Source organism: Sinorhizobium sp. 7-81 (assembly GCF_030124405.1).
Classification (GTDB): domain Bacteria; phylum Pseudomonadota; class Alphaproteobacteria; order Rhizobiales; family Rhizobiaceae; genus Sinorhizobium; species Sinorhizobium psoraleae.
Genome location: NZ_JASKLT010000003.1, coordinates 435,184 through 460,826 on the forward strand (window position 1 = coordinate 435,184; position 25,643 = coordinate 460,826).

At 62.2% G+C, this 25,643-nt stretch carries 19 protein-coding genes; 9 read left to right on the forward strand and 10 right to left on the reverse strand.

Annotation, left to right across the window (positions count from 1 at the left end; all coding sequences use genetic code 11):
• Positions 1-154: 154 nt before the first annotated feature.
• Positions 155-1,246 (reverse strand): recombinase RecA, encoded by a 1,092-nt coding sequence (gene recA, locus QN224_RS14680; protein WP_173513243.1) that lies wholly within the window; start codon positions 1,244-1,246, stop codon positions 155-157.
• A 267-nt stretch (positions 1,247-1,513) separates the two neighbouring features.
• Between recA and QN224_RS14685 the strand changes: the two genes are divergently transcribed.
• Together QN224_RS14685 and QN224_RS14690 are read left to right on the forward strand one after the other, a co-directional pair.
• The gene (locus tag QN224_RS14685) at positions 1,514-2,461 is read left to right on the forward strand and encodes a carbohydrate kinase family protein (protein ID WP_283977296.1); all 948 of its coding nucleotides are present in this window, start codon (positions 1,514-1,516) and stop codon (positions 2,459-2,461) included.
• Positions 2,462-2,592: 131 nt separating this feature from the next.
• Positions 2,593-3,522: a pseudouridine-5'-phosphate glycosidase gene (locus QN224_RS14690; protein ID WP_283977297.1), complete on the forward strand. Its 930-nt coding sequence runs from the start codon at positions 2,593-2,595 to the stop codon at positions 3,520-3,522.
• Between the two features lie 170 nt (positions 3,523-3,692).
• Here the strand turns inward: QN224_RS14690 and cckA are convergent, their stop codons facing one another.
• On the reverse strand, positions 3,693-6,305 hold the full coding sequence (cckA, locus tag QN224_RS14695) for a cell cycle histidine kinase CckA (protein WP_283977298.1): 2,613 nt from the start codon (positions 6,303-6,305) through the stop codon (positions 3,693-3,695).
• Positions 6,306-6,678: 373 nt separating this feature from the next.
• On the opposite strand from cckA, the gene QN224_RS14700 reads away from it, so the two are divergent.
• Positions 6,679-7,656: a flagellar biosynthetic protein FliO gene (locus QN224_RS14700; protein ID WP_283977299.1), complete on the forward strand. Its 978-nt coding sequence runs from the start codon at positions 6,679-6,681 to the stop codon at positions 7,654-7,656.
• 160 nt (positions 7,657-7,816) lie between these two features.
• Here QN224_RS14700 and dksA read toward each other — a convergent pair whose 3' ends face one another.
• The gene (gene dksA, locus QN224_RS14705; protein ID WP_136505565.1) at positions 7,817-8,236 is read right to left on the reverse strand and encodes an RNA polymerase-binding protein DksA; all 420 of its coding nucleotides are present in this window, start codon (positions 8,234-8,236) and stop codon (positions 7,817-7,819) included.
• 398 nt (positions 8,237-8,634) lie between these two features.
• Between dksA and QN224_RS14710 the strand changes: the two genes are divergently transcribed.
• The 3 genes from QN224_RS14710 (at position 8,635) to QN224_RS14720 (ending at position 11,898) form a co-directional block, all read left to right on the forward strand.
• Positions 8,635-9,171: a histidine phosphatase family protein gene (locus QN224_RS14710; RefSeq protein WP_283977300.1), complete on the forward strand. Its 537-nt coding sequence runs from the start codon at positions 8,635-8,637 to the stop codon at positions 9,169-9,171.
• 166 nt (positions 9,172-9,337) lie between these two features.
• Positions 9,338-10,834: a YcjX family protein gene (locus QN224_RS14715; protein ID WP_283977301.1), complete on the forward strand. Its 1,497-nt coding sequence runs from the start codon at positions 9,338-9,340 to the stop codon at positions 10,832-10,834.
• Positions 10,831-11,898 carry a TIGR01620 family protein gene (locus QN224_RS14720; protein ID WP_283977302.1) on the forward strand — a complete coding sequence of 356 codons (1,068 nt, stop codon included), beginning with the start codon at positions 10,831-10,833 and terminating at the stop codon, positions 11,896-11,898. Before QN224_RS14715 ends, QN224_RS14720 begins: the two co-directional genes overlap by 4 nt.
• 42 nt (positions 11,899-11,940) lie before the next feature.
• On the opposite strand, the gene QN224_RS14725 is transcribed toward QN224_RS14720, so the two are convergent.
• Complete coding sequence (locus tag QN224_RS14725) at positions 11,941-12,732, reverse strand: molybdopterin-binding protein (RefSeq protein ID WP_283977303.1); 792 nt, start codon at positions 12,730-12,732, stop codon at positions 11,941-11,943.
• Positions 12,729-13,583, reverse strand: a complete 855-nt coding sequence (locus QN224_RS14730; protein WP_283977304.1) for a cytochrome b/b6 domain-containing protein — start codon at positions 13,581-13,583, stop codon at positions 12,729-12,731. Before QN224_RS14730 ends, QN224_RS14725 begins: the two co-directional genes overlap by 4 nt.
• 238 nt (positions 13,584-13,821) lie before the next feature.
• Here QN224_RS14730 and QN224_RS14735 point away from each other — a divergent pair, with 238 nt between their 5' ends.
• A complete protein-coding gene (locus QN224_RS14735; RefSeq protein WP_269283398.1) occupies positions 13,822-14,373 on the forward strand; it encodes a hypothetical protein in 552 nt (183 codons plus the stop codon).
• 66 nt (positions 14,374-14,439) lie between these two features.
• Here QN224_RS14735 and folK read toward each other — a convergent pair whose 3' ends face one another.
• The 3 genes from folK to folP are packed head-to-tail and all read right to left on the reverse strand — an operon-like array spanning position 14,440 to position 16,188.
• Positions 14,440-14,964, reverse strand: coding sequence for a 2-amino-4-hydroxy-6-hydroxymethyldihydropteridine diphosphokinase (folK, locus tag QN224_RS14740; protein WP_173513232.1), 525 nt, complete (start codon positions 14,962-14,964; stop codon positions 14,440-14,442).
• The gene (gene folB, locus QN224_RS14745) at positions 14,951-15,322 is read right to left on the reverse strand and encodes a dihydroneopterin aldolase (RefSeq protein WP_136505573.1); all 372 of its coding nucleotides are present in this window, start codon (positions 15,320-15,322) and stop codon (positions 14,951-14,953) included. Before folB ends, folK begins: the two co-directional genes overlap by 14 nt.
• Positions 15,323-15,336: 14 nt before the next feature.
• Positions 15,337-16,188 (reverse strand): dihydropteroate synthase, encoded by an 852-nt coding sequence (gene folP / locus QN224_RS14750; RefSeq protein ID WP_283977305.1) that lies wholly within the window; start codon positions 16,186-16,188, stop codon positions 15,337-15,339.
• Between the two features lie 207 nt (positions 16,189-16,395).
• On the opposite strand from folP, the gene QN224_RS14755 reads away from it, so the two are divergent.
• Positions 16,396-17,022: a DUF922 domain-containing Zn-dependent protease gene (locus QN224_RS14755; protein ID WP_173513230.1), complete on the forward strand. Its 627-nt coding sequence runs from the start codon at positions 16,396-16,398 to the stop codon at positions 17,020-17,022.
• A gap of 509 nt (positions 17,023-17,531) precedes the next feature.
• Here QN224_RS14755 and QN224_RS14760 read toward each other — a convergent pair.
• A complete protein-coding gene (locus tag QN224_RS14760; protein WP_173513229.1) occupies positions 17,532-17,852 on the reverse strand; it encodes a 2Fe-2S iron-sulfur cluster-binding protein in 321 nt (106 codons plus the stop codon).
• A 206-nt stretch (positions 17,853-18,058) separates the two neighbouring features.
• Entirely contained in the window at positions 18,059-18,427 is a 369-nt protein-coding gene (locus tag QN224_RS14765; protein ID WP_283977306.1) for an Hpt domain-containing protein, read from the reverse strand.
• Positions 18,428-18,944: 517 nt separating this feature from the next.
• Between QN224_RS14765 and QN224_RS14770 the strand changes: the two genes are divergently transcribed.
• Positions 18,945-25,244 (forward strand): kinesin, encoded by a 6,300-nt coding sequence (locus QN224_RS14770; protein WP_283977307.1) that lies wholly within the window; start codon positions 18,945-18,947, stop codon positions 25,242-25,244.
• Positions 25,245-25,643: the final 399 nt, after the last annotated feature.

The following is a 25,643-nucleotide window of genomic DNA, read 5'->3' on the forward strand; positions in this document are numbered from 1 at the left end:
CCCGCGTCTGTCCGTGACAGTCGCGCCCGCCAACGCCCTCAGCCGCCGGAACCACAGGCTTTTATCTTCCGTCTATCACGCTGTCCAGACGGCAGCAAAAAACCGGCCGTCCGAAGGAACGACCGGCTCTATTTAAAACTTGCCGCCTCAGATCTTACATTTCGGCCGCTGCGTCGCCGTCGTCATCGCTCTCCGGTCCACCGTTCTCCAGGAACTTGTCGGCGATCAGGCCGGCATTCTGCCGCAGAGCCATCTCGATCTCGCGCAGAAGATCGGGATTATCACGCAAGAAAAGTTTCGCGTTCTCCCGACCCTGGCCGAGGCGCTGACTGTTGTAGGAAAACCAGGCGCCGGACTTCTCGACGATGCCGGCCTTGACACCAAGATCGATGAGCTCGCCGGTCTTGGAAACGCCCTCGCCATACATGATGTCGAACTCCACCTGCTTGAAGGGAGGCGCCATCTTGTTCTTGACGACCTTGACGCGGGTCTGGTTGCCGACGACTTCCTCGCGCTCCTTGACCGAGCCGATGCGGCGGATATCGAGGCGCACCGATGCATAGAACTTCAGCGCGTTGCCGCCCGTCGTCGTTTCCGGCGAACCGAACATGACGCCAATCTTCATGCGGATCTGGTTGATGAAGATCACCATGCAGTTGGACTTGGAGATCGAAGCGGTCAGCTTGCGCAGCGCCTGGCTCATCAGGCGGGCCTGCATGCCTGGCAGGCTGTCGCCCATTTCGCCTTCGATTTCAGCGCGCGGCACAAGGGCTGCAACCGAATCGACGACGAGAACGTCAATCGCGCCGGAACGGACCAGCGTGTCGGTGATTTCGAGCGCCTGTTCACCGGTGTCCGGCTGCGAGATCAGGAGGTTTTCGAGATCGACGCCGAGCTTGCGTGCATAGACCGGATCGAGCGCATGTTCGGCATCGACGAAGCCGCAGATGCCGCCCTTCTTCTGCGCTTCCGCAATGGTCTGCAGCGCCAGCGTCGTCTTGCCCGAGCTTTCCGGACCATAGATTTCAACGATGCGCCCCTTCGGCAGGCCGCCGATGCCGAGCGCGATATCGAGGCCGAGCGAACCGGTCGAAACAGTTTCGATCTCGATTACGCTGTCCTTCGCGCCGAGCTTCATGATCGATCCCTTGCCGAACGACCGTTCGATCTGGGAGAGAGCCGCTTCAAGTGCCTTGCTTTTATCCACCGATTTGTCCTCTACGAGCCGCAAAGAGTTTTGTGCCATTTGGTCCCACCTTTAGGTTATTGGAGCTATCGAGGCAATGAAGCCGCCGCAGGAGTTTTTGTACATGTTTTGTTCCGCTTTGGCAACAGAGTGGCAACCAATTGAATGGTAATGATTATTTTCGTTGCGTTCGATTCTTGTTCACGGACATTGTACCACATTTCCACAGGCCATGCCGGACCGCGGTGAGGTTTGGCGATACCGGCGCGATTCGCGACCGTGCCGCGTCTGTGATTTTGGATTGAAGCAGCCCAAAGAGGAGCTTTTATGAAACAACGGGAAATCGCCGTATTCGGCGGCGCCCACATCGACCGCCGCGGCCGCATCCGCGGCGTCACTGCTCCCGGCGCGAGCAATCCCGGCTGGTGGTTCGAGGAAGCAGGCGGCGGCGGCTTCAATGCGGCGAGAAACCTTGCCCGCCTTGGTTGCCGCGTACGAATGATCAGCCCGCGTGGTGGCGACGCCGCAGGCGAAATGGTGGCGGCGGCCGCGGCCGCGGCGGGTGTGATCGATTGCGCCTTCACCTTTCTCGACCGGAAGACGCCGAGCTATACCGCGATCCTCGAAAACGACGGCAATCTCGTCATCGCGCTTGCCGATATGGATCTCTACCAGTTGTTTTCGCCGCGCCGGCTGCAACAGCGCGCAATGCGCGAGATATTGGCGGCAAGCGACCTGGTGCTGATGGATGCGAATCTGCCTGAAGAAACGCTCGCCGCACTGGTCAGCCTGGCTTCCAGTGACGGCCGGCTTGTTGCCGGCATCGCTGTGTCGCCGGCAAAGGTGACCCGCTTCAGGAAATGCCTGTCAGGACTGAATTTTCTGTTCATGAACGAGGCCGAAGCACGTGCCCTGACCGAAACTGACGCCGGCCAGCCCGAAAACTGGCCACCGCTGTTGCGGGAGGCCGGCCTCGCAGGCGGCGTCGTGACGCGTGGCCGCGGCGCTGCTGTCGCCTTCGACCGCGAAGAGGCCTGCCTCGTCGTACCGCCCGCCCTTCCGGCGCTTGCGGACGTCACCGGAGCCGGCGACGCATTGGCGTCGGGCTTCCTGACAGCGCGGCTTTCGGGTCTCGATCTCGGCAGATGCCTGCGCCACGGCATTGCCGCCGCCAACATAACGCTTCGTTCGCCGTCCGCCGTCTCGGAAGAGATGTCCGCGAGCAATCTCGAACAGGCGCTGGCCCTTGTGCCGGCTCCGCAAATGCTGTCATGAGAAATGACAGCCGAGCTCCGAGCGAGGAAAGGTCTGAGCGGTTTGCCGGCCCCACCTCGTTCCAACATTATTAGAAGCGATCGCGATCCCGGCTGATTCAGCCCGACACATCGCGATTAAAGGGAAAGATCATGACAAAGCCCTCCTCCCCGTCCCTGCCGATGGAATATTCCGATGAAGTCGCGGCCGCCAAGGCGCGCGGAGCGCCGATCGTCGCGCTGGAATCGACGATCATCACGCATGGAATGCCCTATCCCGGCAATCTCAACATGGCCCGGAGCGTCGAGGCGATCATCCGCGAACAGGGGGCAGTACCGGCAACGATTGCCGTGATCCACGGTGTCCTCCACATTGGCCTCGATAGCGCGAAGCTGGAGGCGCTTTCGAAGACGGAAGGCGCCATGAAGCTGTCGCGCGCTGATCTCGCTTTCGCCATCGCCGAGCGTCGCACGGGCGCTACGACCGTCGCCGCGACGATGATCGCCGCCGCGCGCGCCGGCATCAGCATCTTCGCCACCGGCGGCATCGGCGGCGTTCACCGTGGCGCGGAGCAGAGCTTCGATATTTCCGCCGATCTCGATGAACTCGCCCGCACCGGCGTCATCGTCGTCTGCGCCGGCGCCAAGGCCATTCTCGACATTCCGAAAACGCTCGAGGTGTTGGAGACCCGGGGTGTTCCGGTCGTCACCTATGACAGCGAGACCTTCCCGGCCTTCTGGTCGCGCGATTCCGGTATCAAGAGCCCGCTGATGCTGAACAGCCCCGCCGCGATCGCCAATTTCCAGAAGATGCGCGACCTGCTCGGCATCGACGGCGGCATGCTTGTCGCCAATCCGGTTCCCGAAGAGAGCGAAATTCCGCGCGAAGAGATGGAAATCTACATCACCCGTGCGCTCGACAATGCCGCGAGCGACGAGATCTCCGGCAAAGCCGTGACCCCCTACCTGCTCGATAACCTTTTCCACATGACCGAAGGCCGCAGCCTCGAAACCAATATCGCGCTCGTCGAGAACAATGCGCGTCTCGCCGCCGAAATCGCAGTTGCGCTGACGGCGAAGTGACATCAGTTGGCTGACAAGGAGGCCCGGCGCTGGACCGGGCCTTTTTCATGAACGCCGTTAGATCGTTTGTTTCATTGAAAGAGTGACGCGATCCAACTCTTTGAAACGACGCAATTCCGAAGGAGAAACCGTTAAAGGCTTTCCTGGATTGCTCCAGCTTATCAGCTCGCTCAGGAATCCAGCATCTCGCGAACGGCCACCGCCAGTTGCTTCAGCGAGAATGGCTTCGGCAGGAAACCGAATTTTGCGTCGGCCGGCAGGTTGCGCGCAAAAGCGTCCTCTGCGTATCCCGATACGAAGATGAACTTGAGGTCCGGGTACTTCTTGCGCAGTTCGCGCAGCAACGTCGGTCCGTCCATCTCCGGCATCACCACGTCCGATACGACGATATCGACCGCACCGTTGAGCTCATCCATGATGTCGAGTGCCTCGACGCCCGATCCGGCCTCGTGAACAGTGTAACCGCGCGTTTCGAGCATGCGCTTGCCGCCGCGGCGGACCGCCTCCTCGTCCTCGACCAGCAGCACGACGGCGGAATCGCCGGTGAGATCCGTTGGTTCCTGTTCCGCCTTGGGCGCCGGCGCCACGACCAGGTTGCTGACTGCCGGCATCGGCGCTTCGGTTGCCGGCGAATCCCCTTCCTCGCGGATTTCCTCCACATGGCGCGGCAGCAGAATGCGGAAGGTGGTGCCCTTCCCGACTTCCGACTCCGGATAGATGTAGCCGCCGGACTGCTTGACGATGCCGTAGACCATAGAAAGCCCAAGGCCGGTGCCCTTGCCGACTTCCTTCGTCGTGAAGAAGGGCTCGAAGATCTTGTCCATGATCTCCTGCGGAATGCCGGTGCCCTGGTCGGAAACCTCGACCATGACGAAGTCGTCCTCCGGCAGCTCCCGTCGTCCGAGTGCCGCAATCTCGCTTGCCGGTAGGTTTCGTGTCCGGAGCGTGATCGTTCCGCCTTTGGGCATGGCGTCGCGCGCGTTGACCGCGAGGTTGAGCAGCACCTGCTCGAACTGGCCGAGATCGGTCTTCACCGGCCACAGGTCGCGGCCGTAGTCGACCTCGACCTTGACGTTGGTGCCGGTCATCCGGTCCACCAGCATGCGCAGGTCGCCGATGACATCGGTGAGGTTGAGCACTGTTGGGCGCATCGTCTGCTTGCGCGAGAAGGCGAGCAACTGCCGCACGAGCACAGCGGCGCGATTGGCGTTGCGCTTGATTTCCATCAGATCGGCGAAAGTCGCATCCGCGGGCCGCGCTGAAAGCAGGAGGTGGTCGGAGGAAAGCAGGATCGCGGTCAGCACGTTGTTGAAATCGTGCGCGATACCGCCTGCAAGCGTGCCCACGGCATTCATCTTCTGCGTCTGCGCCATCTGGTTCTCGAGCGCCTTCTGCTCGGTAATCTCCAGCGCATAGATTATAGCGGCCTCCTCTGGCGCCTGATCGCTCTGGTCGATCACGGCGTTGACGTAGAAGCGGAAATGTCGCCCCTCGTCCTTCGGGTGCAAGGCGTCGATCGGCGCGATATCGCCCTGCCGGTCCTTTGCCGCCGCAAGCGCGTCCTGAAGGCGGTTTCTTTCGGACTCGTGCACGACCGTTTCGATCAGCGCGCCGCGCTCGACGTCGTCCTGCGAAACGACACCTGCAAACAGCTTCAGGAACGGAGCATTGGTCCTCAGGATCCGTCCGTCGCCATCGACAGAGGCGATCGCCATCGGCGTATTGTTGAAGAAGCGCGTGAAGCGCATGGCGGCATTCGAGGCCGACTGATCGCCGTCATCGTCTTCGCGGGACATGACAATCGTCCGGCTCTCGCCAGGCGCGCCGTCGCGGGTTGACGAGACGCGGTGGATCAGGCGCACCGGCAGGCTCTGCCCGTTGGCCTTGCGCAGATCGAGATCAAGCACTTTCGTTTTCTTGAGGCCCGGTTCCGCCTGGACCGATTGAATGAGCGCGAGGCCCTCGCCTGCGACGACATCGGCAATGCTGACCGATCCCGGTTGAAACTTCGTGAGATCGATGCCGAGCCAATCGGCAAGGGTGGCGTTGATATAGAAGATCTCGCCCTTGCGTCCGGCGGAGAAGAAACCGGCGGGGGCATGGTCGAGATAGTCGATCGCGTTCTGCAGTTCCTTGAAGAAACGCTCCTGGTCGTCGCGCTCGGCCGTGATGTCGGCGATCTGCCACAGATAGAGCGGGTTCCTTTCGCTGTCCTCCAGGGGCAGCACGCGCGCCTTCAGCCGGAACCAATGGGCGCCTGAACCGATCGATGCACCATTTGCGAGAGGCTTCAGCAGCCGGAACTCCTCGTGGCCCTTCTTGCCTTCATGAAGGCCATTGGTGAGCCGATAGATCGCTTCGGTCGCTTCGCGGTTTCTGGAGAGAATGGTCTCCAGCGACTGAATGCCGCCGGCACTCTTTGCGCCGGTCAGAGCGCCATAGGCGGCATTGGCATAGATGATGCGCCCCCTGCGGTCGGTGACGATCGTACCGTCTTCATGGGCATCGAGAAAAGCGCGCGCCAACTCGTCGGGACGCGTCTGCGGCATCACCTCGATGAAACCGATCACCGACGATACCAGGAAAAATATGCCGACCATCGCCAGCACGCCGAGGATGCCAAGGACGATCTCGTTCTCGAGCTGGTTCTTGAAGACGACGAAGGCGGCTGCCGACGCGGTGAGGACAATCGCCAGCAGGATGATCCGCAAGACCGTGCCCGGCCGAACGCCGCGGTCAACAACCGGCATCTGGTAGTCACCTGACTGCCGCAATTTCGTCATCGGGTCCTCACCTGCCGCTGCGGCCGCGCGCGACCACCCTGTACATCTACAACAGCGCCGCGCTTCTTGTTCAGGCGCGCAAAGCTCGCTGCAATCCTTTGAATGGCTGCATAATCTATCCCCAAAATCGATTCCGGTTTAAGGAATCATGCAGTCGCCGGCGTCCGACCAAAGTTTCGCGAAATCGGCAGATGCCTTTGCCGCGTTCGGATCATCGAACTGGAATCATCTTTAACAATCAGAGATAACAGCAAAAAGCGTCTCTGCGGAAGCATCCTGGTCAATTCACAGGGAATGTCGGACGCAAGCTTGTACCGGCCCGAAAAAAGCCGTCAAATATTGACATCCGGGGACGGCAGAAGGAGTTCAGCCTATGATGGAAACCTTTGTCGGGGACAACGGCAGCCGATTCATCATCGCCGCCGCAGCCGTTGCCGTCGGGCTCCTGTGCCTTGCCGCCGTGCTTTGGATCATGCGCCACAGACCCTCCTCCCCATTTGTGCGCGGCGGTAAGAACAGACAGCCCAGGCTTGCTGTCCTCGACGCGGCGGCCGTCGACGCGCGGCGCCGGCTCGTGCTTGTACGCCGCGACGACGTCGAACACCTCATCATGATCGGCGGCCCCACCGACATTGTCATCGAAAGTCGGATTGCACCGGAGCTGTCGCCGGCACAGGCGAGCGCCGGCCCGGCCCCGGAGCAGAAGACCACGGGTGTGCCGAAGGCGACACCCCGACCTGAACCGAGGCCCGTTTCGGCGCCGACGCCGATGCCGGTGGAAGCGGCCGCTACCGTGCCGGAGCGGCAAGTCGCGCGCGCGGAGGAGCAGCCGCAAGCGGCTCCCCGAGTGGAGCCTGCGCCGCCGATCCGTCTCGCCGCAGAGCAAAGACCGGCGACGGCCGCGCAACCACTCCAACAACAGCCGCCTGCCAGGGTTTCGCCCCCCGTGCCCGCGAGTCCCGCCGTCTCCGCCATAGAACGTGCCGAGGGCATTTTCGACGTGGCCCGCGAGCGGGTGCTTCCAGCGGCACCGCGTCGGGAGCCGGCGCCAGTGCAACAGGGCGCTGCGCAAGTGGCTTCCGCGCCAGTGATGCAGACACAGGCGATGCCGGCCCAACCGGCCACACCGGACCGGGTTTCGGAATTTGAGCGGATTCTCGACGCGGAAATCAGCGGCGATCTGCAGCGGCTGGCGCCTTCGGTAGGGCTGCAAGCCGGGAGCCGACCGACTGCGGGCGGCCGCCAGGAACCCCTGCTCGGCGGTACCCCGGACAATATCCGCAAGGAGCCGACGATCGAAGAGGAAATGCAACGGATGCTCGCCGACATTTCCGCCGGACGTAAACCATGAGAACGGCAGGGCTAGGAAACGCCTGAGGCGTTTCCCGTTTGCCAGCGGCCGATCAGGACGATCCGGATCTACTCGACGCTATCCTGGCCCGGCACGCAACAAAGAAAAACGGCGCGGATAACCGCGCCGTTTTTTTTAGATCAGGAAGATCCTGGATCCGTCATTCGTCCCTATAGACCTTCTCGCGACGTTCATGGCGCTCCTGCGCCTCGATCGAGAGGGTTGCAATCGGCCGGGCGTCCAGACGCTTCAAGCCGATCGGTTCGCCCGTTTCCTCGCAGTAACCGTAGGTGCCTTCGTCAAGCCGCTGCAACGCAGCATCGATCTTGGCGATCAGTTTCCTTTGCCGGTCCCGGGCACGCAATTCGATGGCCCGGTCTGTTTCGGAAGAAGCTCGGTCCGCAAGATCCGGATGATTGGCGCTCTCCTCTGCCAAGTGGTCCAGTGTCTCGCGGGCTTCGCGAAGGATATCATTTTTCCAGGCATTCAGCTTTGCACGAAAGTACGCCCGGTGGTTGGCATTCATGAATTCCTCGTCCTCGGAGAGAACAAAGGTACTAAGATCGATCTTCTCACTCAACGCGATTCTCCTGAAGAACATCTCATTGCGGCGGTGTATAGACCTATGGAAGCTACGATTCAAGCCTTGTGCCAGACACTCGACCGCATTTTAACAATGCTTGCATTTCAGGCTAACTGGCGAATATTTCATCAAAATTACACACGAAATCTTGATCGCGGATTACGTTCGGCCGGTCTGCCCGCGAACCGCCGGCCGATGCCTGCGACATTTCAGATTGCGACATCTGGTGCGCCTCGGGCGTCAGTTCAAGAGGGCTGCGATCCGCGAAAAACTAGGCCGGCGGCTTGATCTTTGCTGCGACAGCGGGACAAGGTACCCGTCTCGCCGGACTCGCGTCTGGACCCGGCCGAGAGATGCCTCCAACCTCGGGCGCCCAGGCCGCCCCCGGATGATATATGCAAGATCGCGTCGCCCCGGCATTTCGCCTCTTCCTTCTCCGCCACGCCCGCTCGGGCTGGGCGCTGCCGGGCCAGCGGGATTTCGACCGCACGCTTGACGATATCGGCTATGCCGAGGCGGAGCTGATCGCCCAGAGCGCCGCCGATCAAGGCATCCGACCGGATCTGATCCTGTGCTCGACCGCAGTGCGGTGTCGCCAGACCGCCGAACCGTTCCGTCGCACGCTCGGCGAAGACATCGATATTCGTTACATCGATGCGCTCTATACGGGATCGATGAACGTCTACGCCGAGCTTCTCGAAGCAAATTCCAGCCTGTCCTCGCTGATGCTCATTGGTCACAATCCGATGATCGAAGAGCTGTTTCGTCGTCTCCTCGGCGACGAGGCTGCGGACAGGGTTCTTGCGGACGGCTATCCGCCGGCGGGATTGGCGGTTATCGACTTTTCAGCACCTCCGGGCGCCGGCGTCAGGTGGCTGGCCACGCTGTCGACATTGTTGCTGGCCGCGCCGGAGGAATTGGGTAGATCGTGACCAAAGCTCCCGCCCGAGCCGAAGGACGATTGCCGAAATCAGTCTTACGGCGTTGTGTTGGCGGAAAGATTTCCTATATCGCGACGACGGCTGGCACATATATGCGGCGCTCTTTGATGGTTGCCGGCAAGCTGAATGACGGATCAATCCCGAGGAACGGATAGAATTGGCGCCCCTTTTGAGCAGCTTCAAAGATGATGCCCTGATTGCGCTGGACAATCTCGCCGATCGGGCATCGGGACTCGTCAATCCTGCGGTCCGCCTCGGCGTCACCGGCCTCTCGCGCGCCGGCAAGACCGTCTTCATTTCGTCGCTCGTCCACAACTTGTTGAACGGCGGTCGCCTGCCGGTGTTCGAACCCATCCGATCCGGGCGGGTCTCGAAGGTGCGGCTGGAGCCGCAGCCGGATGATGCGGTCCCGCGCTTTCAGTACGAAGACCATATCGCCGCCCTCGTCCGGGATCGGGTATGGCCGGATTCGACAAGGGCGATTTCGCAACTCCGCGTCACGCTTGATTACGAAAGCGCCAGCGGCTGGAACCGGATGTTCTCGCCCGGGCGGCTTTCGATAGACATTGTCGACTACCCGGGTGAATGGCTGCTTGACCTGCCGCTGCTTGCGCAGGATTTCCGGCAATTCAGCGAGACCACCGTGCAGCGCGCGCGCGCCGGTACACGTGCGAGCCTGTCGCGGGAATGGCTGGCGCTGGCATCGGTGAGCGGCGCCACAGCGGCAGCCGACGAAGGCAGCGCCCGCCGGCTTGCCGAAAGCTTCACGGCCTATCTCCAGGCCTGCAAGGCTGACGACCGATCCCTCTCAACGCTGCCGCCCGGCCGTTTCCTGATGCCCGGCGATCTCGAGGGCTCGCCGGCGCTGACCTTCTCGCCGCTTCCCGATCTGCCCGCGGGTCGGGCGCCGAAAGGGTCGCTTTGGGCGATGATGGAGCGCCGCTACGAGGCCTACAAGACCCATGTCGTAAGCCCTTTTTTCCGCGAGCACTTCGCCCGTCTCGACCGCCAGATCGTTCTCGTCGACGCCCTGCAGGCGATCAATCGCGGGCAGGAAGCGCTGAGCGATCTGGAACAGGCACTCGCCGACGTGCTCGCCTGCTTCCGGCCAGGCACCAATTCCTGGCTTTCGTCCCTGTTCACGCGCAGGATCGATCGGGTCCTCATCGCCGCTACCAAGGCCGACCACCTGCACCACGAGAGCCACGACCGGCTCGAACGCATTACCGCCCGGCTCGTCAGCCGCGCCGCGGAACGCATCGGTATGAGCGGCGCAGGGCTGGAAGTGATGGCGCTTGCATCCGTCCGCGCGACGCGCGAGGCAACGGTGAACCATGATGGCCACGCGTTGCCGGTCATCGTCGGCACGCCCATCGCCGGCGAGAGGATCAATGGCGAAATGTTCGATGGAGAAAGAAAGACAGCGATATTTCCTGGAGACTTACCGCAAGATCCTGAAGTTCTTTTTGAGGCGACGGATGGTCGTTCTCAAACTCCGAAATCTACGGAGGCGAAGCCCGCGATGCCTGAGCTGAATTTCGTGCGCTTCCGCCCGCCGCATCTGGAAGAGACGCGCGGCGGATTGAAACTTTCGGTGCCGCATATCCGGCTCGACCGCGCGATGCAGTTCCTGCTCGGAGATCGCCTGGCATGAGTGACGACTTCAAGAACCGCGGGCGGAGGCCCGCCGCCTTTTCCGTCGACCCCGACGAACAGGCCGAACGCGCGGAGCGACAGCAACAGCAACGGCGCGCGCCGGCTAGCTTCAGCGACAAAGTCGTCATGACGCCCGATGCCGAAGACCCGTTCATCGAGACGACTGCGGCGATCGAAGCGCTCAACCTGCCGGAAGCAAGCCCGCGCCGTCGTCGGCTTTCCTTCGGCAAGGTCGCCGTGGGCGCATTGGGGATACTGCTTTCGCTTGCCTTGGGACTGTGGGTCGATCGTCTGCTCCGCGATCTTTTTTCCCGTGCGGATTGGCTCGGCTACGGCGCAATCGCCGTCGTTGCGATCGGCGCCTTCGCCTTCCTGGTCGTCATCGTGCGCGAACTGTTCGGGATGATGCAGCTCACCGCGATACAGCAGTTGAAAAAAGATGTCGGCGAAGCTCCGGCCAGCACCAAGACCGCCCGTGCCGCGACGGCAAGGCTTGTCCACCTGCTGGCCGCCAATCCCCGCACGGCGAAAGGCCGGGCGCGACTCGCCGAAACCGAAGGCGAGATCATCGACGGTCCTCATCTCATTGAATTGGCCGAGCGGGAATTGCTGACACCGCTCGACCGCGAGGCGCGCCGGCTTATCCTGGCGGCGTCGAAGCGCGTGTCGATCGTGACCGCCGTCAGTCCGCGGGCACTCGTCGATCTCGGTTATGTCCTCTACGAATCGGCGCGGATGATCCGCGCGATGGCGGAGCTCTACGGTGGTCGGCCGGGCACGCTCGGCATGCTGCGGCTGATGCGAGACGTCATTGCACATCTTGCCGTCACCGGCTCTATTGCTGCCGGCGACAGCCTTATTCAACAGGTCCTGGGCCACGGCCTTGCATCCAAACTCTCCGCGCGCCTTGGCGAGGGGGTCATCAACGGCCTGATGACCGCGCGTATCGGGATAGCGGCGATGGACCTCTGCCGGCCCATGCCGTTTCGCGCGCTGAAGCGACCGGGAATCGGTGATTTCCTTTCCGATCTTGCGCCTGGCGCATCACGATCGGAGAGCTGATCGCAGGAGTTGGCGGTAGATGGTTGCGGCCCCTGTTCGGCGCTATATGCCTGCGTACCAGTCGTAGCCGAGGTCCTCCCACAAACCGCCCTTCCCCTGCCCGTAGGCCGCGAGGTTGGAGGCGAGTTCGATGGAGCGAAGGTATTTCGCCATCTTGTATCCGAGCTGGCGCTCCACGCGCAGGCGCAGAGGTGCGCCGTTCGCGATCGGGAGCGGCCCGCCGTTCAAGCCATAGGCAAGGATCGTCTGCGGATGGCGCGCATCCAGCATATCGATGGACTCGTAGTAGGCAGCCTCCCCGGAGAGGCCGAGATTCATCGTATCGAAGCATCGAAACACAACGTAGCGAGCCTCCGGCTTCACCCTCGCCTCATCCAGGACGGCGGCGAGCGGAACACCTGTCCACTTGGCGATGCAACTCCAGCCCTCGACGCAGTCATGCCGGGTGATTTGCGTGCGTGATGGCATGTTGCGCAACTCGTCGAGCGAAAGGCTCAGCGGTCGGTCGACAAGCCCGCCGATCCCCAGTCGGTAGTCTGTGAAAGCTGCGTCCCGAAGGGCGACGTAGGTGGCGTCCGTCGGATCCGTCGAGCCGTTCGGCCTTTGCCCCTGTCGAATCTCGCTCTCCGAAAATTCCTTGGCGAGACTGTCGGCACCGATCAGGAAGCGCTGGACGCGATAGGTCAGGTCATTCGCTCTGGCCATTGTTTCGCGGACGGTCGCACCATTCGACAGCATGCCGTCCAGCGCGTCGCACCCAACCAGAGGGATCGTCGAGGCGACGACACCGGCGCCGGTCAAAAACCGCCTGCGGTTGATGATGATCCGGCTCATCGTTCGGGTCCTCCTTCTGTCGCTTCCGGGTCGATGCGATACCGTCCGGTCACCATCGAGCGCATTTCGTTGATCGGCCCGGCCGCAAGGACCATAAAGATGTGGATCGCAAAGAAGCCGACGAGCAGCAGCATGACGACGAAATGGATGGTGCGCGCAGTCTGCCGGCCGCCGAAGATTTCCGTTAGCCAGGGCGCGCCGGCGTTCATTCCCGGCGACATCGTCAGCCCCGTGAGGATCATCAGCGGGAAAAAGATCAGAAGAACAACGGCATACGAGAGTTTCTGAAGACCATTGTAACAGCGGCCAAGATGAAAACGGAAACGCAGATGCTCGGCGAAACTGCGCGGCAAGCCGCTGATATCCGAGAAGGTCGGCAGGATATCACGCCGCAGATGCCCATTGATGAGGCTCGCGACCAACCACGACAGGACCGTGGCGGCGAACAGCCAGGCGAAGAAGAAGTGGACGACCCTGCCGGTCGCAAGATCCTGGTAAGAGGGCACCGTTAGCCAGCCCGGAAACGCCCGGTAAGCACGGCTATCCTTCGGTCCGCTGACGCCTAGAAAACCCGTGGTGTCCATCCGCCGACCAAAGGCGGTCGTCACACCCTGCACTTCGCCGTCGGCTCCCCTGACGGCGCGGATCGACAGCACGCTGTTGTCGAACGCGAAACCGGACTGCTCGCCGATATAAAGTGACGGGTGGGCGTTGAAGATCTGCAAGCCGCTGAGCAGCAGGAAGAACAACGCGATCGCCCATGTCCAGTGCGTGATCCGCGTCGCGAGGCCATGCCGGCGGATCGTCCGTCGGTCGGCGCCATCATGCTGCTTGTCAATCGCTGTCGCCATGTTCGGGACCCTCCCGCGATATGACAATGACGTAACGGGCGGCAATGGAGTTTCAAGAACACGTCTGCGCGGGGCATGGCGCAATTTCCGGTGAGACACGCGTGAGCCGCAAACAGTCCTTCCATGTGGGCGCGACCCGGAAACTGGCATGTAAATGAGCCACAAAGAAACCGTCCGTTAACCATTTCAGCGCAAATGTGGTTACCAGTTTCGGACGTTGACCCATCAAGGATCGATTATGTTCTCGCGCCCTTCTTTGATTGTTCGCGGCGTTGCCGCTTTCGCGCTCGCCGCCACTGTCGGCCTTGCGACGCCGGCGTCTTCCGGCGCCCGCGACAAGGCCTTTTTCGAGAAGGTAGCCGGCCAGTGGAAAGGTCCCGGCGAGATCGTGGCCGGCAAGTACAAGGGTACGAAATTCACCTGCGACCTCACCGGCGAACCTGCATCGGGCAAAGATGTCGGGATCAAGCTCGACGGTTTCTGCCGGGTCGGCGTCTTCAAGCAGCCGATGTCTGCGATGATCACGCAGAAGGGCAACGGCTATACCGGCAAGTTTCTCGACGGCGCCGACGGCAAGGGACTCGACGTCGTTTCCGGCAACGTTGCGAAGGACAAGGTCGTGGTCGGGATCAACCGCAAGCAGCTCAATGGCGCGATGATCGCCCGGCTGCAGGACGCGGAAACCATGAACATCACGATTTCCGTCAAGGTCGAGGAGACGATGGTCCCGGTCATCGGCGTGAGCCTGAACCGTCAGATGGACAACATCGCGGTCGGCTCGATCAAGTAGCAACGGCGAAATGAATTGCATACAGCCCGGGCTTGACGCCGGGCTTTTTTCATTTGCCTAAGAAATTCAGTTGCGCTTGCGCCACCAATCGGGGTCGCCGTCCGCCACTTCAATTCCGGTGACATCGGCATTGCCCAGCCATTCGCGAACCGTTCGTCCTTCTATCAAAAGGTCGGCTGCGAAGTCGGCAAGCGGCATCAGCACGAACCCGCGCATCGTCATGCGCGGATGCGGCAATTCCAGCTTTTCGCTCGCTGAGTTCACGCCATCGAAGGTCAGCACGTCGATGTCGATCGTGCGCGGCCCCCAGCGCTCCTTGCGGACCCGCTTCATCGCCCGTTCGATATCGAGGCAGGTGTCGAGCAGTGCCTCGGGATCGAGCACCGTCTCGACCGCGGCGCAGGCATTGAAGAACCAGGCCTGATCGGTCTTGCCCCATGGCGGTGTTCTGTAGAGCCGCGATACCGCGGTGATCCTGCAGTCCGGTCTCGCGTCAAGCGCGCGCAATGCTTCCGCCATCGCCTGTGGCGGATCACCGAGATTGCCGCCAAGACCGAGCGTCGCATGCCGCCAGGGGTTATTCCGCGACATGCTCGACCGTGACTTCCACGTAGTCCAGAACGCCCGGGACCGGCGCGTTCGGCTTGCGGATGGAAACCTTCGCCCGCCGGATCTGGCGGAAGCGAGCGCAAAGCGTCTTTGCAACCTCGAGCGCAAGCGCTTCGATCAGGTAACGCCGACGGCCGGTGACGATTCTCTCGATTTCCGCGAAGGCGATGCCGTAGTGCACGGTGTCGTCGATGCAGTCCTCCGCGAGAGCCGTGCCCTGCTCCACTTCGAGCTCCGCATCGACGAAGAAGCGCTGTCCGAGAAACTCCTCCTCGTCGAGCACGCCATGGCGGGCGAAGAAAGCGCAGTTCTTCAAAGTGATGATGTAGGTCGCAGTCATGGCTTCATGTCCCGTCAGCTGTTCTTTGCGGCCAGCATAGCATCCGCCATCACCAGTGCATCCCTGTTGATTGCGACATCATGCACCCGAAAAATCGCAGCGCCCGCTGCCCTGAGAAGCGCCGTCGTCGCCGCCGTTCCGATGTCACGCGCCGGCGCATCCCGTCCCGTGACCGCACCGATGAAGCGCTTGCGCGACGTTCCGACCAGGATCGGCAGGCCGAAACGATGCAACTCCGCGAAACGCGCCATCAGTTCGAGATTTTCATTCGTGTCCTTGGCAAACCCGAAACCAGGATCGAGTACGATCCTTTCCCGCGCGATGCCGGCCTCGGACGCGATCTGCAGCGATCGATCCAGAAAATGAATCTGGTCGTCGACGACGTCGTCGAGCTTCTGCCGGTCGCGGCCCGTGTGCATGATGCAGAGCCCTGCCCCCGTTGCCGCTGCAACATCCGCGATCGCCGGTTCGCGCTGCAGCCCGTGGACGTCGTTGACGATGTGGGCGCCCGCTTCGACGGCGAGTCGCGCCGTTTCGGCGCGGTAGGTGTCGACGGAAATGATCGCCCTCGTTTCGCGAGCGAGCCCAGCGATCACCGGAAGGATGCGCGCTTGCTCCTCCTCGGCAGTTACCGGTTCTGCGTCCGGACGGGTGGATTCGCCGCCGATATCGAGAATTTCCGCGCCTTGCTCGACCGAGCGCAGCCCGGCGGCAACGGCCGCGGCGGGGTCGACGAAACGCCCGCCGTCGGAGAAGGAATCCGGCGTGACGTTGATGATCGCCATCAAAACGCCACGCGTTCCGAGTTCGAGGCTGCGTCCATGCGCCAATTGCCAACGAGACATCTGAAATGGATTGTTCGTCATGTTCCCATGATCCTGCGATGCGGAGAAGCGCGTTATATTCACTGGCTTCACCAAGAACAGTTCAGCGTGTTCAATATCAAATGGTTGCGAAGATTTCCTCACGTAACTCCGAGCGCTCCGAACGCCATCTCCGGTCGATTTGTGTTGCGCTAACGCTGGCTATGCCCCAAGCTTGAACCAAGTTCAACCAAAGAGAACCACGCATCGATGTACCGAGTACGCTTTCCGTTGAAAGCCGCGCTTGTCGCGTTCTTCGTCGGCCTTCCGCTGGGCAGCGCCGCGGGAGAAACTGTGTTCAGCAAGACCTTCACCTATTTCTCGATTGGTGGCCGCACGGCCGCCGAACTCGACAAGGCACTTGCTGCGGCCGGCCCCGTGATGACAAGCACGGGCGCGCGCCACCCGGGAGCCACACGGATCAAGTTCGGCGGCACGATCACCTACGTCAGCCGCAGCGGGCGTTGCGCCATCGGGACCGCGCGCGTAACGCTCAGCACGCGCATCATCCTGCCGCGTTGGAAATATCGCAAGCAGGCGGGGCGCGACCTCGCTTTGGTTTGGGACACCCTGGCGAGCGACATAAAGCGCCACGAGGAGCGGCATGCGGAGATCGCCCGTAATCACGCGCGCCAGATGGAAAAGGCGTTTATGGCGCTGAAGCCGGAAGCGGATTGCGAGCGCATGCAGGCCAAAGTGGCTCGAACAAGCGCAGCCGAAGTCGAAAGCCACGATAAGGATCAGGCACGCTTTGACCGGACGGAGGCCGCAAACTTCGATCGCCGCATGATCCGGCTGCTGCAATACCGGCTGGAAAGCATCAAAGAGCGGCGCTAAGGCCGCTCCCACTCCGCTCTACGCTCGCCTCACGCCGCCACTCACAAGCGCGACTGTCGCTTTGTTCAAGAAGCAAAAACTCGCCCCCAAGAACAGGATGACTATAACCTGGAAGTGCGCAAGGCGGCTGCGCAAAACCCACGGTATTTTATTGGCGAATTCTAACGATGGCAGTGGGGCGCCGACTCAGCTATATTCATACCATGAAGTGAGCGGTAGAATTAAAGTTCAACCTCTCGACGAAATCGACGTTTAGCTATGTATGGGTAGTAAGACGTTGTGCTCGTATACGATCTTATTCGAGTTTGCGTCGTTGCTGAAGCGTTTTTCATATAACGCGAAGCAATGAAGCAAAAACAGGTTCTCCTGGCGTGTCCTGGTGCAACAGATGTTCCCTCCCTCATCTGCTTGCGATACGCCCTCCTTGCCTCGCTTGTCGATGCGACCAGCGAGGCATTTTTTTTGCGGTCGTGCGTTGAGCGGAAGTGGCTGCTGCAGAAAGCTCGGGGTCAGGCCTGGCGCTCCGGAACATGGACCACCAGCCCGTCCAGAGCTTCACTCATCTTGATCTGGCAGGAAAGCCGTGACGTCGGGCGCACATCATACGCGAAATCAAGCATGTCTTCTTCCATAGCCTCCGGCGCGCCGACGGCAGCCGCCCACGCGTCGTCGACATAGACATGACAGGTCGCACAGGCGCAGGCGCCACCGCATTCGGCTTCGACACCCGGCACAGAATTGCGAACCGCATTCTCCATGACCGTGGAGCCGTTCTCGACATCGAGTTCGTGGCGCGTGCCGTCAAAGGCTACGATCGTAAGTTTTGTCATTTCTCTTTCCGGAATGGATTGGCAGGACTGGCCGCCAACGCAAGTTCCTGCAGCGACAGGCGGGCGACGGCGCAAATTCAGGGCACGTTCTTCCAACAAATTGGCCAGCCAGTCAACAACAGCCGGTCGTGCCTCGTGGCACATGCTCGTCGGCACTGCCACGAATGGCGTCAAATACACGGAAGTCCTACAAAGAGGGACTTGAGTCAGCGGCAAAGCTTAAGAATGAAAAGCTCGGCCTCGAGCACGGCAGCGCCGAGCGCGCCGGCAATGGTGGCGTCCGCCGGTTTCCGCTCGATCGCGGCGGCGGCCTCAGCGACATCGGCGGCGCCAACAGCAAGTGCCGCACCCTTCAGCCGGTGCGCCGCCTGGATACGCCGATCGGCGTCGCCGCCGGCGATCTCGCTTACCGCTTGCCGCGCCTGGCGCGCGAAAAGCTGCAGAACTTCGATCTCCAGTTCCTTGTCCCCCATTGTCTGCCTGCCGAGTTGGGCGAAGTCGATGGGTTTTCTGCAGGACGAGGAAGAGCTTCCCGGATTGTCCGGTGTCTCGAAGGCTATCTTGAGTGCCGCCATGGGCCAGTTTCCTGTTATTGGGTGCCGCTTTCGCCGGTGCGTGTTGCACGGCTTCGAGCACACGTGGATCATCGGCCGGCGGCGCTGCCATCGGCTTAAGCCGCGACGCAATAGATGCAGGAATCTGAGGAAATGGTTAACGCTCGCTAAACCGGCTGATTTCCTTGGCTTTTTCAACAGATGGGCGGCCGTCTTGTTAAGAAATCATTAGGATTTTAATGAATGCCGATTGCGCTTAATTGTAAGAACCTGGCTAATGTGTCACTACGATACGGTCAGGAACGTGTTTGCGTACGAAAGTGGCAACTCTTCCGGTGGATAAGCTCTGTGCTCGGTGCCGCGAGGCCTTAGTTCCGGCTATCCATCGAGGCAATGGAATGGGTGATCAGACAGGGTCTTGCGCAGATGTGACGCGTATATCCTGCCGTCACCGCCCTGTTTTCGGATGTCTTCGGGATCGCCTGTTTGGCGCCGCGGAGATGGCCATCGGCGGGCAATAGTAGTGAGGCGTATCCCTATGGCGACGAAAAAGAGCAGTGAGTCGATCGATGAGAAGGCGTTCCAGGCATTGGAAGCGGCTCTGAAAATCGACTTTGACGACCTTAAGTCGGCTCTGAATGACAAGACTTCCTTGGATGAACCGGAGGAAAGTGTGTCCGAGCCCAGCAAGCAGGCGGCCGCATCATCCGAGCAGGCGCAGGCTCCAAAGGCGCAGCAGGAAGCGCCGAAGGCGGTGCGCAGCCCCGCGCCCGAACCCGCTCCGAAGCAACCGCCGCTTTCGCCGGCAAATGACGATACGCGCCGGTCGCCAGCCGCGATGCTGCGTTCCCTCGAGGTTCGCACCAGCCGCGCGGCAATCCGTACCGCCGCGCTGGTGTCGCTGCTTTGGGCCTTCGCCGGCGTCGCCGTCGCCCATCTCCTCTATGCACCGCAGATCTGGCAGATCCGTTCGCTCGCCGATCTCGCCGCCACGCCGGGCGTAATCGCTATACTTGTCGGCATCGCCCTTCCCGTGATGCTGTTCTTCTCGTTTGCCATCATGATCGCGAGAGCGCAGGACCTGCGCAACGCCGCGCGCTCGATGGCGGAAGTCGCGCTGCGTCTGGCCGAACCGGAAACGACGGCCGCGGACCGCGTGATGACGGTCGGCCAAGCTGTCCGCCGCGAAGTCTCGGCCATGAACGAGGGCATCGAACGGACCATCGCCCGCGCGACGGAGCTCGAAACTCTCGTGCACTCCGAGGTCAATGCGCTCGAGCGCAGCTACAGCGAAAACGAGCTTCGCGTTCGCACCCTCGTGCAGGAGCTGGGGCTCGAGCGGGAAGCGATCATCGGACATGCCGACCGGATACGCACGTCGATCGCCGGTGCGCACACCAAGCTGAAGGACGATCTGGAACTGGCGAGCGAGGACATCGCCTCGCGCATTGCTGTTTCCGGCGAGGCCTTCGCCTCGCTGATCGATACGCGTGCCGCCACCCTCAGCGAAAGATCAGAAAACGCGCTGCAGACCATCAGCACGATGCTGTCTACCCGCACCGATGCGCTCCTTTCGGGACTGACGACTGCGGGTGTCGCGCTCAGCAACGAATTCGATGCTCGGCTTGATGCGCTTAGCGAGACGATTGAGAAACGGGGCGAGCATCTGCTCAGCCAGTTCGAAACGCGCGCTTCGACGCTGGACGCCAATACCGAGAAGCTGAACGCCGCGCTCAATGAGCGCGCGCGCCAGCTCAATGAAACGCTTATCGCACGGACCCGCGACCTCAACGAGAGCCTGAGTGTCGGCCAGCAGGCAATCTCCGGCGGGCTCGATGACATGCTCGCCTCGCTCAACTCCGCCCTCGACGAAAAGGGCGCAAGCTTCAGGCAGAGCCTGAAGTCGAGCGCAGACGACGCGATCATGGATCTCGACCTTCGCGGCGGTTTCTTCGAGGAGAAGCTGCAGACCACCGTCGGCCATTTGGCGACAGCGTTCGACGAGCGCTTCCATGAGTTCGCAAGCGCCTTCGACAAGCGGGCGAGCCTGCTCGACACCAAGCTGATGGAAAGCCTGCATCGGATCAACGAGACCGTCAGCGGCGGTTCCGAGGCAATTGGCAGCGCCCTGGACAGCAGCGTGGAGAAGCTAGGTTCCGCCCTTTCCGACCAGTCGCTGACGCTCGCAACCGCACTCGGTGCGACGCAGGACTTCATCGAGGAGACAATCGGCAACCGCACGTCCGAACTCAGCAATCTCCTCGGCAACGCCCATAGCCGCATTGACGGCGTGCTTTCTGAAAAGACCGGATCGCTTATGGGCGCCCTTACCGAGGCGCAGGAGCGCATTGAGAACGGCTTTGGCCAACGCGCCGATGCGCTTGCGAATGCGCTGACGACGAGCGAACAGCGCCTGACCGAGGGCCTCGATTCGCGCACATCGGCCTTCATCGATGGTTTGCAATCCGCCCACGCCCGTATCGAACAGACGCTGACCGGATCGACCGACGAGATCACGAGCGCGATCGCGGCAAGCCAGCATCGTCTCGACAACACGCTTTCGGAACGCACCGCCGCCCTGTCGTCGGCGCTCGCCTCCGGCCTCGACGTCATCGAAGGCGCCGTCGGCGGCACTGCCGATCGGCTGGAGCATCTCCTTTCCGATCGCGGCAAAGCGATTGCCGAAACGCTCGGCAGCCAGACAACGGCGCTTGATGGCGTGCTATCGCGGCACAGCCAGGCAATCACGGAAACGGTCAGCAGCCAGGCGACGGCGCTTGATGGCGTGCTGTCGCGGCACAGTCAGGTAATCACGGAAACGGTCAGCAGTCAGACGACGGCGCTTGACGGCGCGCTGTCGCGGCACAGCCAGCTAATCACGGAAACGCTCGGCAGTCAGACGACGGCGCTCGACGGCGTGCTGTCGCGGCACAGCCAGGCAATTACCGAAACGCTCGGTAGCCAGACCGCCGCACTCGACGGCGTGCTCTCGGAACGGGCGACTGAAATCAGCTCGACCATGTCGGCGCGTGCCAACGAAATGGCCGACTCCCTCAGCCGCCATGTCGAGGACGTCGCCGACAACCTGACGTTCCGCGCGATGGCTGTTGCCGAAACAATGACCGACCGTGTCGGCGACATTGAAAACAAGCTTTCGCAGAGCGTGTCCGAAGTCGCCGAGAACCTTGGCGGCCGCGTCAGCCAGATCGCCCATACCCTGACCGACACAAGCGCGCGCATCGCCGAAGATCTGAGCGGGCGTGTCGGCAAGATCTCGGAAGCACTGGCCGGTACCAGCGCCGAAATCGCGGAAGCGCTTACGGCCCGCACGTCCGAGGCGACCGCCTCGCTCGCCGGCAAGGCCGCCGAAATCGAACAGGCGCTTTCCGGCAAGACCGAGCATCTGCGCGACACGCTCACGACGACGCATGATCAGATCCGCGCGACGCTCGACGATCGTATCCACGCGATCAACCTTGCTGTCGGCCAGGGCCGCGAACAGCTCGAAGATCTCCTGTCCGATCAGTCCCTGGCGATCGCGACGACGCTGGCGACCAGCGCCAGCATGCTTGAAATGTCGCTCGAGGAGCGCCAGACGTCGATGGCAGGCGTCATCGACCGCAGCGCCGAGGCGCTCGACGCGCGCATGCGCTCCACCACCGGCAACATCGCAGAGCGCCTTGCCGAGACGGCCGACCAGATCAGCATTGCAGCCGACACGCTGACCAATCGCGTCGACATTTCGGTCAACAGCATCAACAATCGTCTCGACGATACGGGTGCCCGCATCGAAGCCGGTCTCGGCTCGCTCGAAGAGCGCGTTCGCGGCAGCGCCGGCAGCGTCAACGCTTTCGTGGACGAAACCGGAGCACGCATCGAGACGAGCCTTGGTTCGCTCGAGGAGCGCATTCGCGGCACAGTGGGTACCGTCAGCGGCATCGTCGACGATACGGGTGTCCGCATCGAGAACCGGCTCGGCGCCGTCGAAGAGCGCATTCGCGGCAGCGTCGGCAATGTCAACGCGATCGTCGACGACACCGGGGCTCGCATCGAAACAAGCCTCGGCTCGCTCGAAGAGCGAATTCGCGACAGTGTCGGCAGTGTCAACGCCATTGTCGACAATGCCGGACAGCGGATTGCCGAGAGCCTTGGCGAGCGCGCCGGGGAGATCGATCGGATCAGCGAGACTGCGGCAGTCCGCATCTCCACGGCGATCGAGGCCGGTACCGGCCGCATCGAAGAGCGGCTCGGCACGATGGACCGTGCTCTCAACATCGGCCTCGATAATGTCAGCCGGACGATCGAAGGCAAGGCCGCCGCCCTCGTCACCAGCTTGCGCGGTGCGGTAAGCAATGCGGCGCAGGAACTCGACGCGGAAGCTGCGCGTTCGGCCGACCTCTTGTCCAAGGCCGGCGCTGATTTCGCCGACGCGCTTGCCGCCCGCAACGCCGAATTCGCGACCTCGATCGAGCAGACCGCATCGGCTACCGCGGCCCGCCATGCCGATCTCGTCCGCTCGGTCACCGACGCCGCGGACACGGCAACGGCGCGGCTTGCCTCCACCCATAACCAGGTTGCGAACCACGCCCAGGGCATCCAGCAGAGCCTTTCCGATGCGGAGAAGGCGCTCGATGCCCGCGGTCAGGCCATCCGCAGCACGCTTGACGAACGCACCCGCGAACTCAATTCGATGCTCGCCGGCCGCTCGCAGGAGTTGACTCGCCTCCTCGATGAACAGGCACGTCCGGTCATCGAGCAGTATGCGGCAACCGGCAAGGAGGCCGCCGAGCGGATCGCAGCCCTCACCCAGGAAAGCGCGGATCGCCTGCGCGCTGAAAACGCAGCGCTCATCAATGCAATTACCGAGCGGACGGATGAAACGCTGAACGCCATCTCGCTGCGCGCGGAAGAAACGGCCAAGGCCATGAAGATGGTCGAGAACCGTCTCCAGTCGACGGCGATGGGCCTCATCGACCAGCTCGCCGCCAACAATTCGGCGATCGCGACCGTCATCGACCAGGCAAGCAGCAATCTCGGCGACATGGATCAGCGCCTTGAGGCGACGGCATCGAAGTTCTCGGAAACGACGCGGCAGGCATCCGACATGCTGTCCAGTTCCACGCGCCTCATCGAAGGCCGGGTCGACAAGCTGTCCGACATCGCCGGCTCGACGCTCTCGCAGATCGGCGGGATCGTCGGCCGCTTCGAGGACCATTCGAAGGTTCTCGGCCAGGCGTCCGATCTGCTGGCGGCTGCCCAGTCGAACCTGGTCAGCACGCTTGAAGAGCGTCAGGATGCACTGCGGACGCTTTCCGTCGGCCTGGTGCAGCGCTCGGAGGAAATCGAGCGCACGATGCGGGCACTGGAAGGTTTCGTCGATGGCGCCTTCCAGCGTGCCGAAGAGCGCTCCGGCCAGGTCGCCGGCAATCTTCGCAATGGCATCCAGTCGTCCTTCTCGGACGTCGGCCGGCTGCTTTCGAGCACCGAACAGCGCGCGAACGAGGCTGCCGAAGCGATGCGCAATGCTTTGGCGCAGGCCGGCGAGGAAGCCGGCGCTTCGGTGGAAGGTGTCTTCGCACGCGCCGAGGAACGGACCCGACAGATTGCCGATACCTTGCGCTCCGGCGTCGAGACCTCGTTTGCCGACGTCAACAAGACCCTCTCGCAGGTCGAGGGCCGCGCGCTCAGCGCTTCGGAAGCCCTTCGCCGCGCCATCGCCAAGGCTGGCGAGGACGCCGGTCACTCGATCGAAGGCGCCTTCGCAAACGCCGAGGAACGTTCGAAGGAAGTGGCATCGCGCCTGCGCGGAAGCGTCGGTGCATCGGTGTCCGATATCGAGCGCATGCTGGCCGAAAGCGGCAAGAAGTCGGACGGCGTCGCCACGCAATTGCGCGAGGCCGTCCGTCAGGCGATCGACGAGGCGATCAACCGCTTCAGTGGCGCGACCGACGATATCCGCCGCTCCGCCAGCGAGATCCGCAAGGAACTCGATATGACCCGCGAGGAGCTGAAGCGCGGCGCCTTCGACCTGCCCGAAGAGGCAAAGGAGAACGCCTCGATGATGCGGCGCGCCGTTTCCGAGCAGATCAAGGCCCTGCAGGAGCTTTCCGAAATCATCGGCAAGTCCTCCACGCAGCTCGAGGTCGCGCAGCCGGTTCGCCAGCAGGCCGTCTCGAATGCTCCGGCCCCCGCCGCCATGCGCCCTGCCGTGCAGCAAACCGTTGCGGAGGAGCGGCGCGAGCCGCCGGCTCCAGCGCCGGCCCCCGCCCCGGCTCCGGCTCCCGCTTTGCGTGGAAGCCTTGGACTGGAACAGGCAACGCGGCCGCAACCGCCAGCGCGCCAGGACGTTGCGGAAGACCGTACCGAGGAAGGTGGCGGGTGGATGCGTGATCTGCTTCGCGCAGCCTCACGTGAGGAAGCTCCGTCCACGGCACGCCAGCGGCCCGCGGAAAGCCAACCCGCGGTGCGTGCCGGGGATACCCGCAACCCGCGTCATGTGGTCGAGTCGTTGAACTCGCTCTCGGTCGACATTGCCCGGGCCATCGACCACGATGCATCGGTGGATCTGTGGCGGCGCTATCAGCGCGGCGAACGCGATGTCTTCACCCGCCGGCTCTACACCCTCAAGGGACAGCAGACATTTGACGAGATCAAGCGCAAGTACGACCGCGAGCCGGAGTTCCGGACGGCGGTAGACCGCTACATCGCCGATTTCGAGAAGCTGCTCGCCGATGTCGCGCGTAACGATCCGGACAAGCGCATCACGCAGACCTATCTGACGTCCGATACGGGCAAGGTCTATACGATGCTCGCCCACGCGGCCGGTCGCTTCAACTGATCCGGCCGAAAGATCCTGAAGAGAACGGCTCCGTCGAAAGACGGGGCCGTTTTCCTATCCATGATATCCCAAGCGACCACTGAAGTGGTGCCAGAACACGCCGACCGATGCGGTGTCATGGAGTAACCATGCCCATGCAATTCAGGTGGGATCGCCCCTCCTTCAGCGGGATTTTGCCATAGCATTTGTCTCCAGCCCGATCGTGTACGCGCCACGCGACGTTCTTTGGGCCGGCATCAGGTGAGACCGGCAGAGCGCCATCTCTATGGCGCATAGAAGCTTATGACTGAGCGGCGCAAGCAGAGGGCTCCTCCCCGAAGCTTTTTGAACGGTCCCTTAAATCAGATCCGATTCAAGGATAAACTGATGCTGGAATTCAGGTGTTACATGGGCGGCGGT

Coding starts and splice junctions, on each gene's coding strand:
- QN224_RS14685 (WP_283977296.1), top strand. CDS start 1,514: ATGAAACAACGGGAAATCGCCGTATTCGGCGGCGCCCACATCGACCGC.
- QN224_RS14725 (WP_283977303.1), bottom strand. CDS start 12,732: ATGAGCCGGATCATCATCAACCGCAGGCGGTTTTTGACCGGCGCCGGT.
- QN224_RS14720 (WP_283977302.1), top strand. CDS start 10,831: ATGAGTGACGACTTCAAGAACCGCGGGCGGAGGCCCGCCGCCTTTTCC.
- QN224_RS14770 (WP_283977307.1), top strand. CDS start 18,945: ATGGCGACGAAAAAGAGCAGTGAGTCGATCGATGAGAAGGCGTTCCAG.
- folB (WP_136505573.1), bottom strand. CDS start 15,322: ATGACTGCGACCTACATCATCACTTTGAAGAACTGCGCTTTCTTCGCC.
- folP (WP_283977305.1), bottom strand. CDS start 16,188: ATGACGAACAATCCATTTCAGATGTCTCGTTGGCAATTGGCGCATGGA.
- QN224_RS14730 (WP_283977304.1), bottom strand. CDS start 13,583: ATGGCGACAGCGATTGACAAGCAGCATGATGGCGCCGACCGACGGACG.
- recA (WP_173513243.1), bottom strand. CDS start 1,246: ATGGCACAAAACTCTTTGCGGCTCGTAGAGGACAAATCGGTGGATAAA.
- QN224_RS14700 (WP_283977299.1), top strand. CDS start 6,679: ATGATGGAAACCTTTGTCGGGGACAACGGCAGCCGATTCATCATCGCC.
- QN224_RS14735 (WP_269283398.1), top strand. CDS start 13,822: ATGTTCTCGCGCCCTTCTTTGATTGTTCGCGGCGTTGCCGCTTTCGCG.
- cckA (WP_283977298.1), bottom strand. CDS start 6,305: ATGACGAAATTGCGGCAGTCAGGTGACTACCAGATGCCGGTTGTTGAC.
- QN224_RS14710 (WP_283977300.1), top strand. CDS start 8,635: ATGCAAGATCGCGTCGCCCCGGCATTTCGCCTCTTCCTTCTCCGCCAC.
- QN224_RS14690 (WP_283977297.1), top strand. CDS start 2,593: ATGACAAAGCCCTCCTCCCCGTCCCTGCCGATGGAATATTCCGATGAA.
- QN224_RS14760 (WP_173513229.1), bottom strand. CDS start 17,852: ATGACAAAACTTACGATCGTAGCCTTTGACGGCACGCGCCACGAACTC.
- QN224_RS14765 (WP_283977306.1), bottom strand. CDS start 18,427: ATGGCGGCACTCAAGATAGCCTTCGAGACACCGGACAATCCGGGAAGC.
- folK (WP_173513232.1), bottom strand. CDS start 14,964: ATGTCGCGGAATAACCCCTGGCGGCATGCGACGCTCGGTCTTGGCGGC.
- QN224_RS14755 (WP_173513230.1), top strand. CDS start 16,396: ATGTACCGAGTACGCTTTCCGTTGAAAGCCGCGCTTGTCGCGTTCTTC.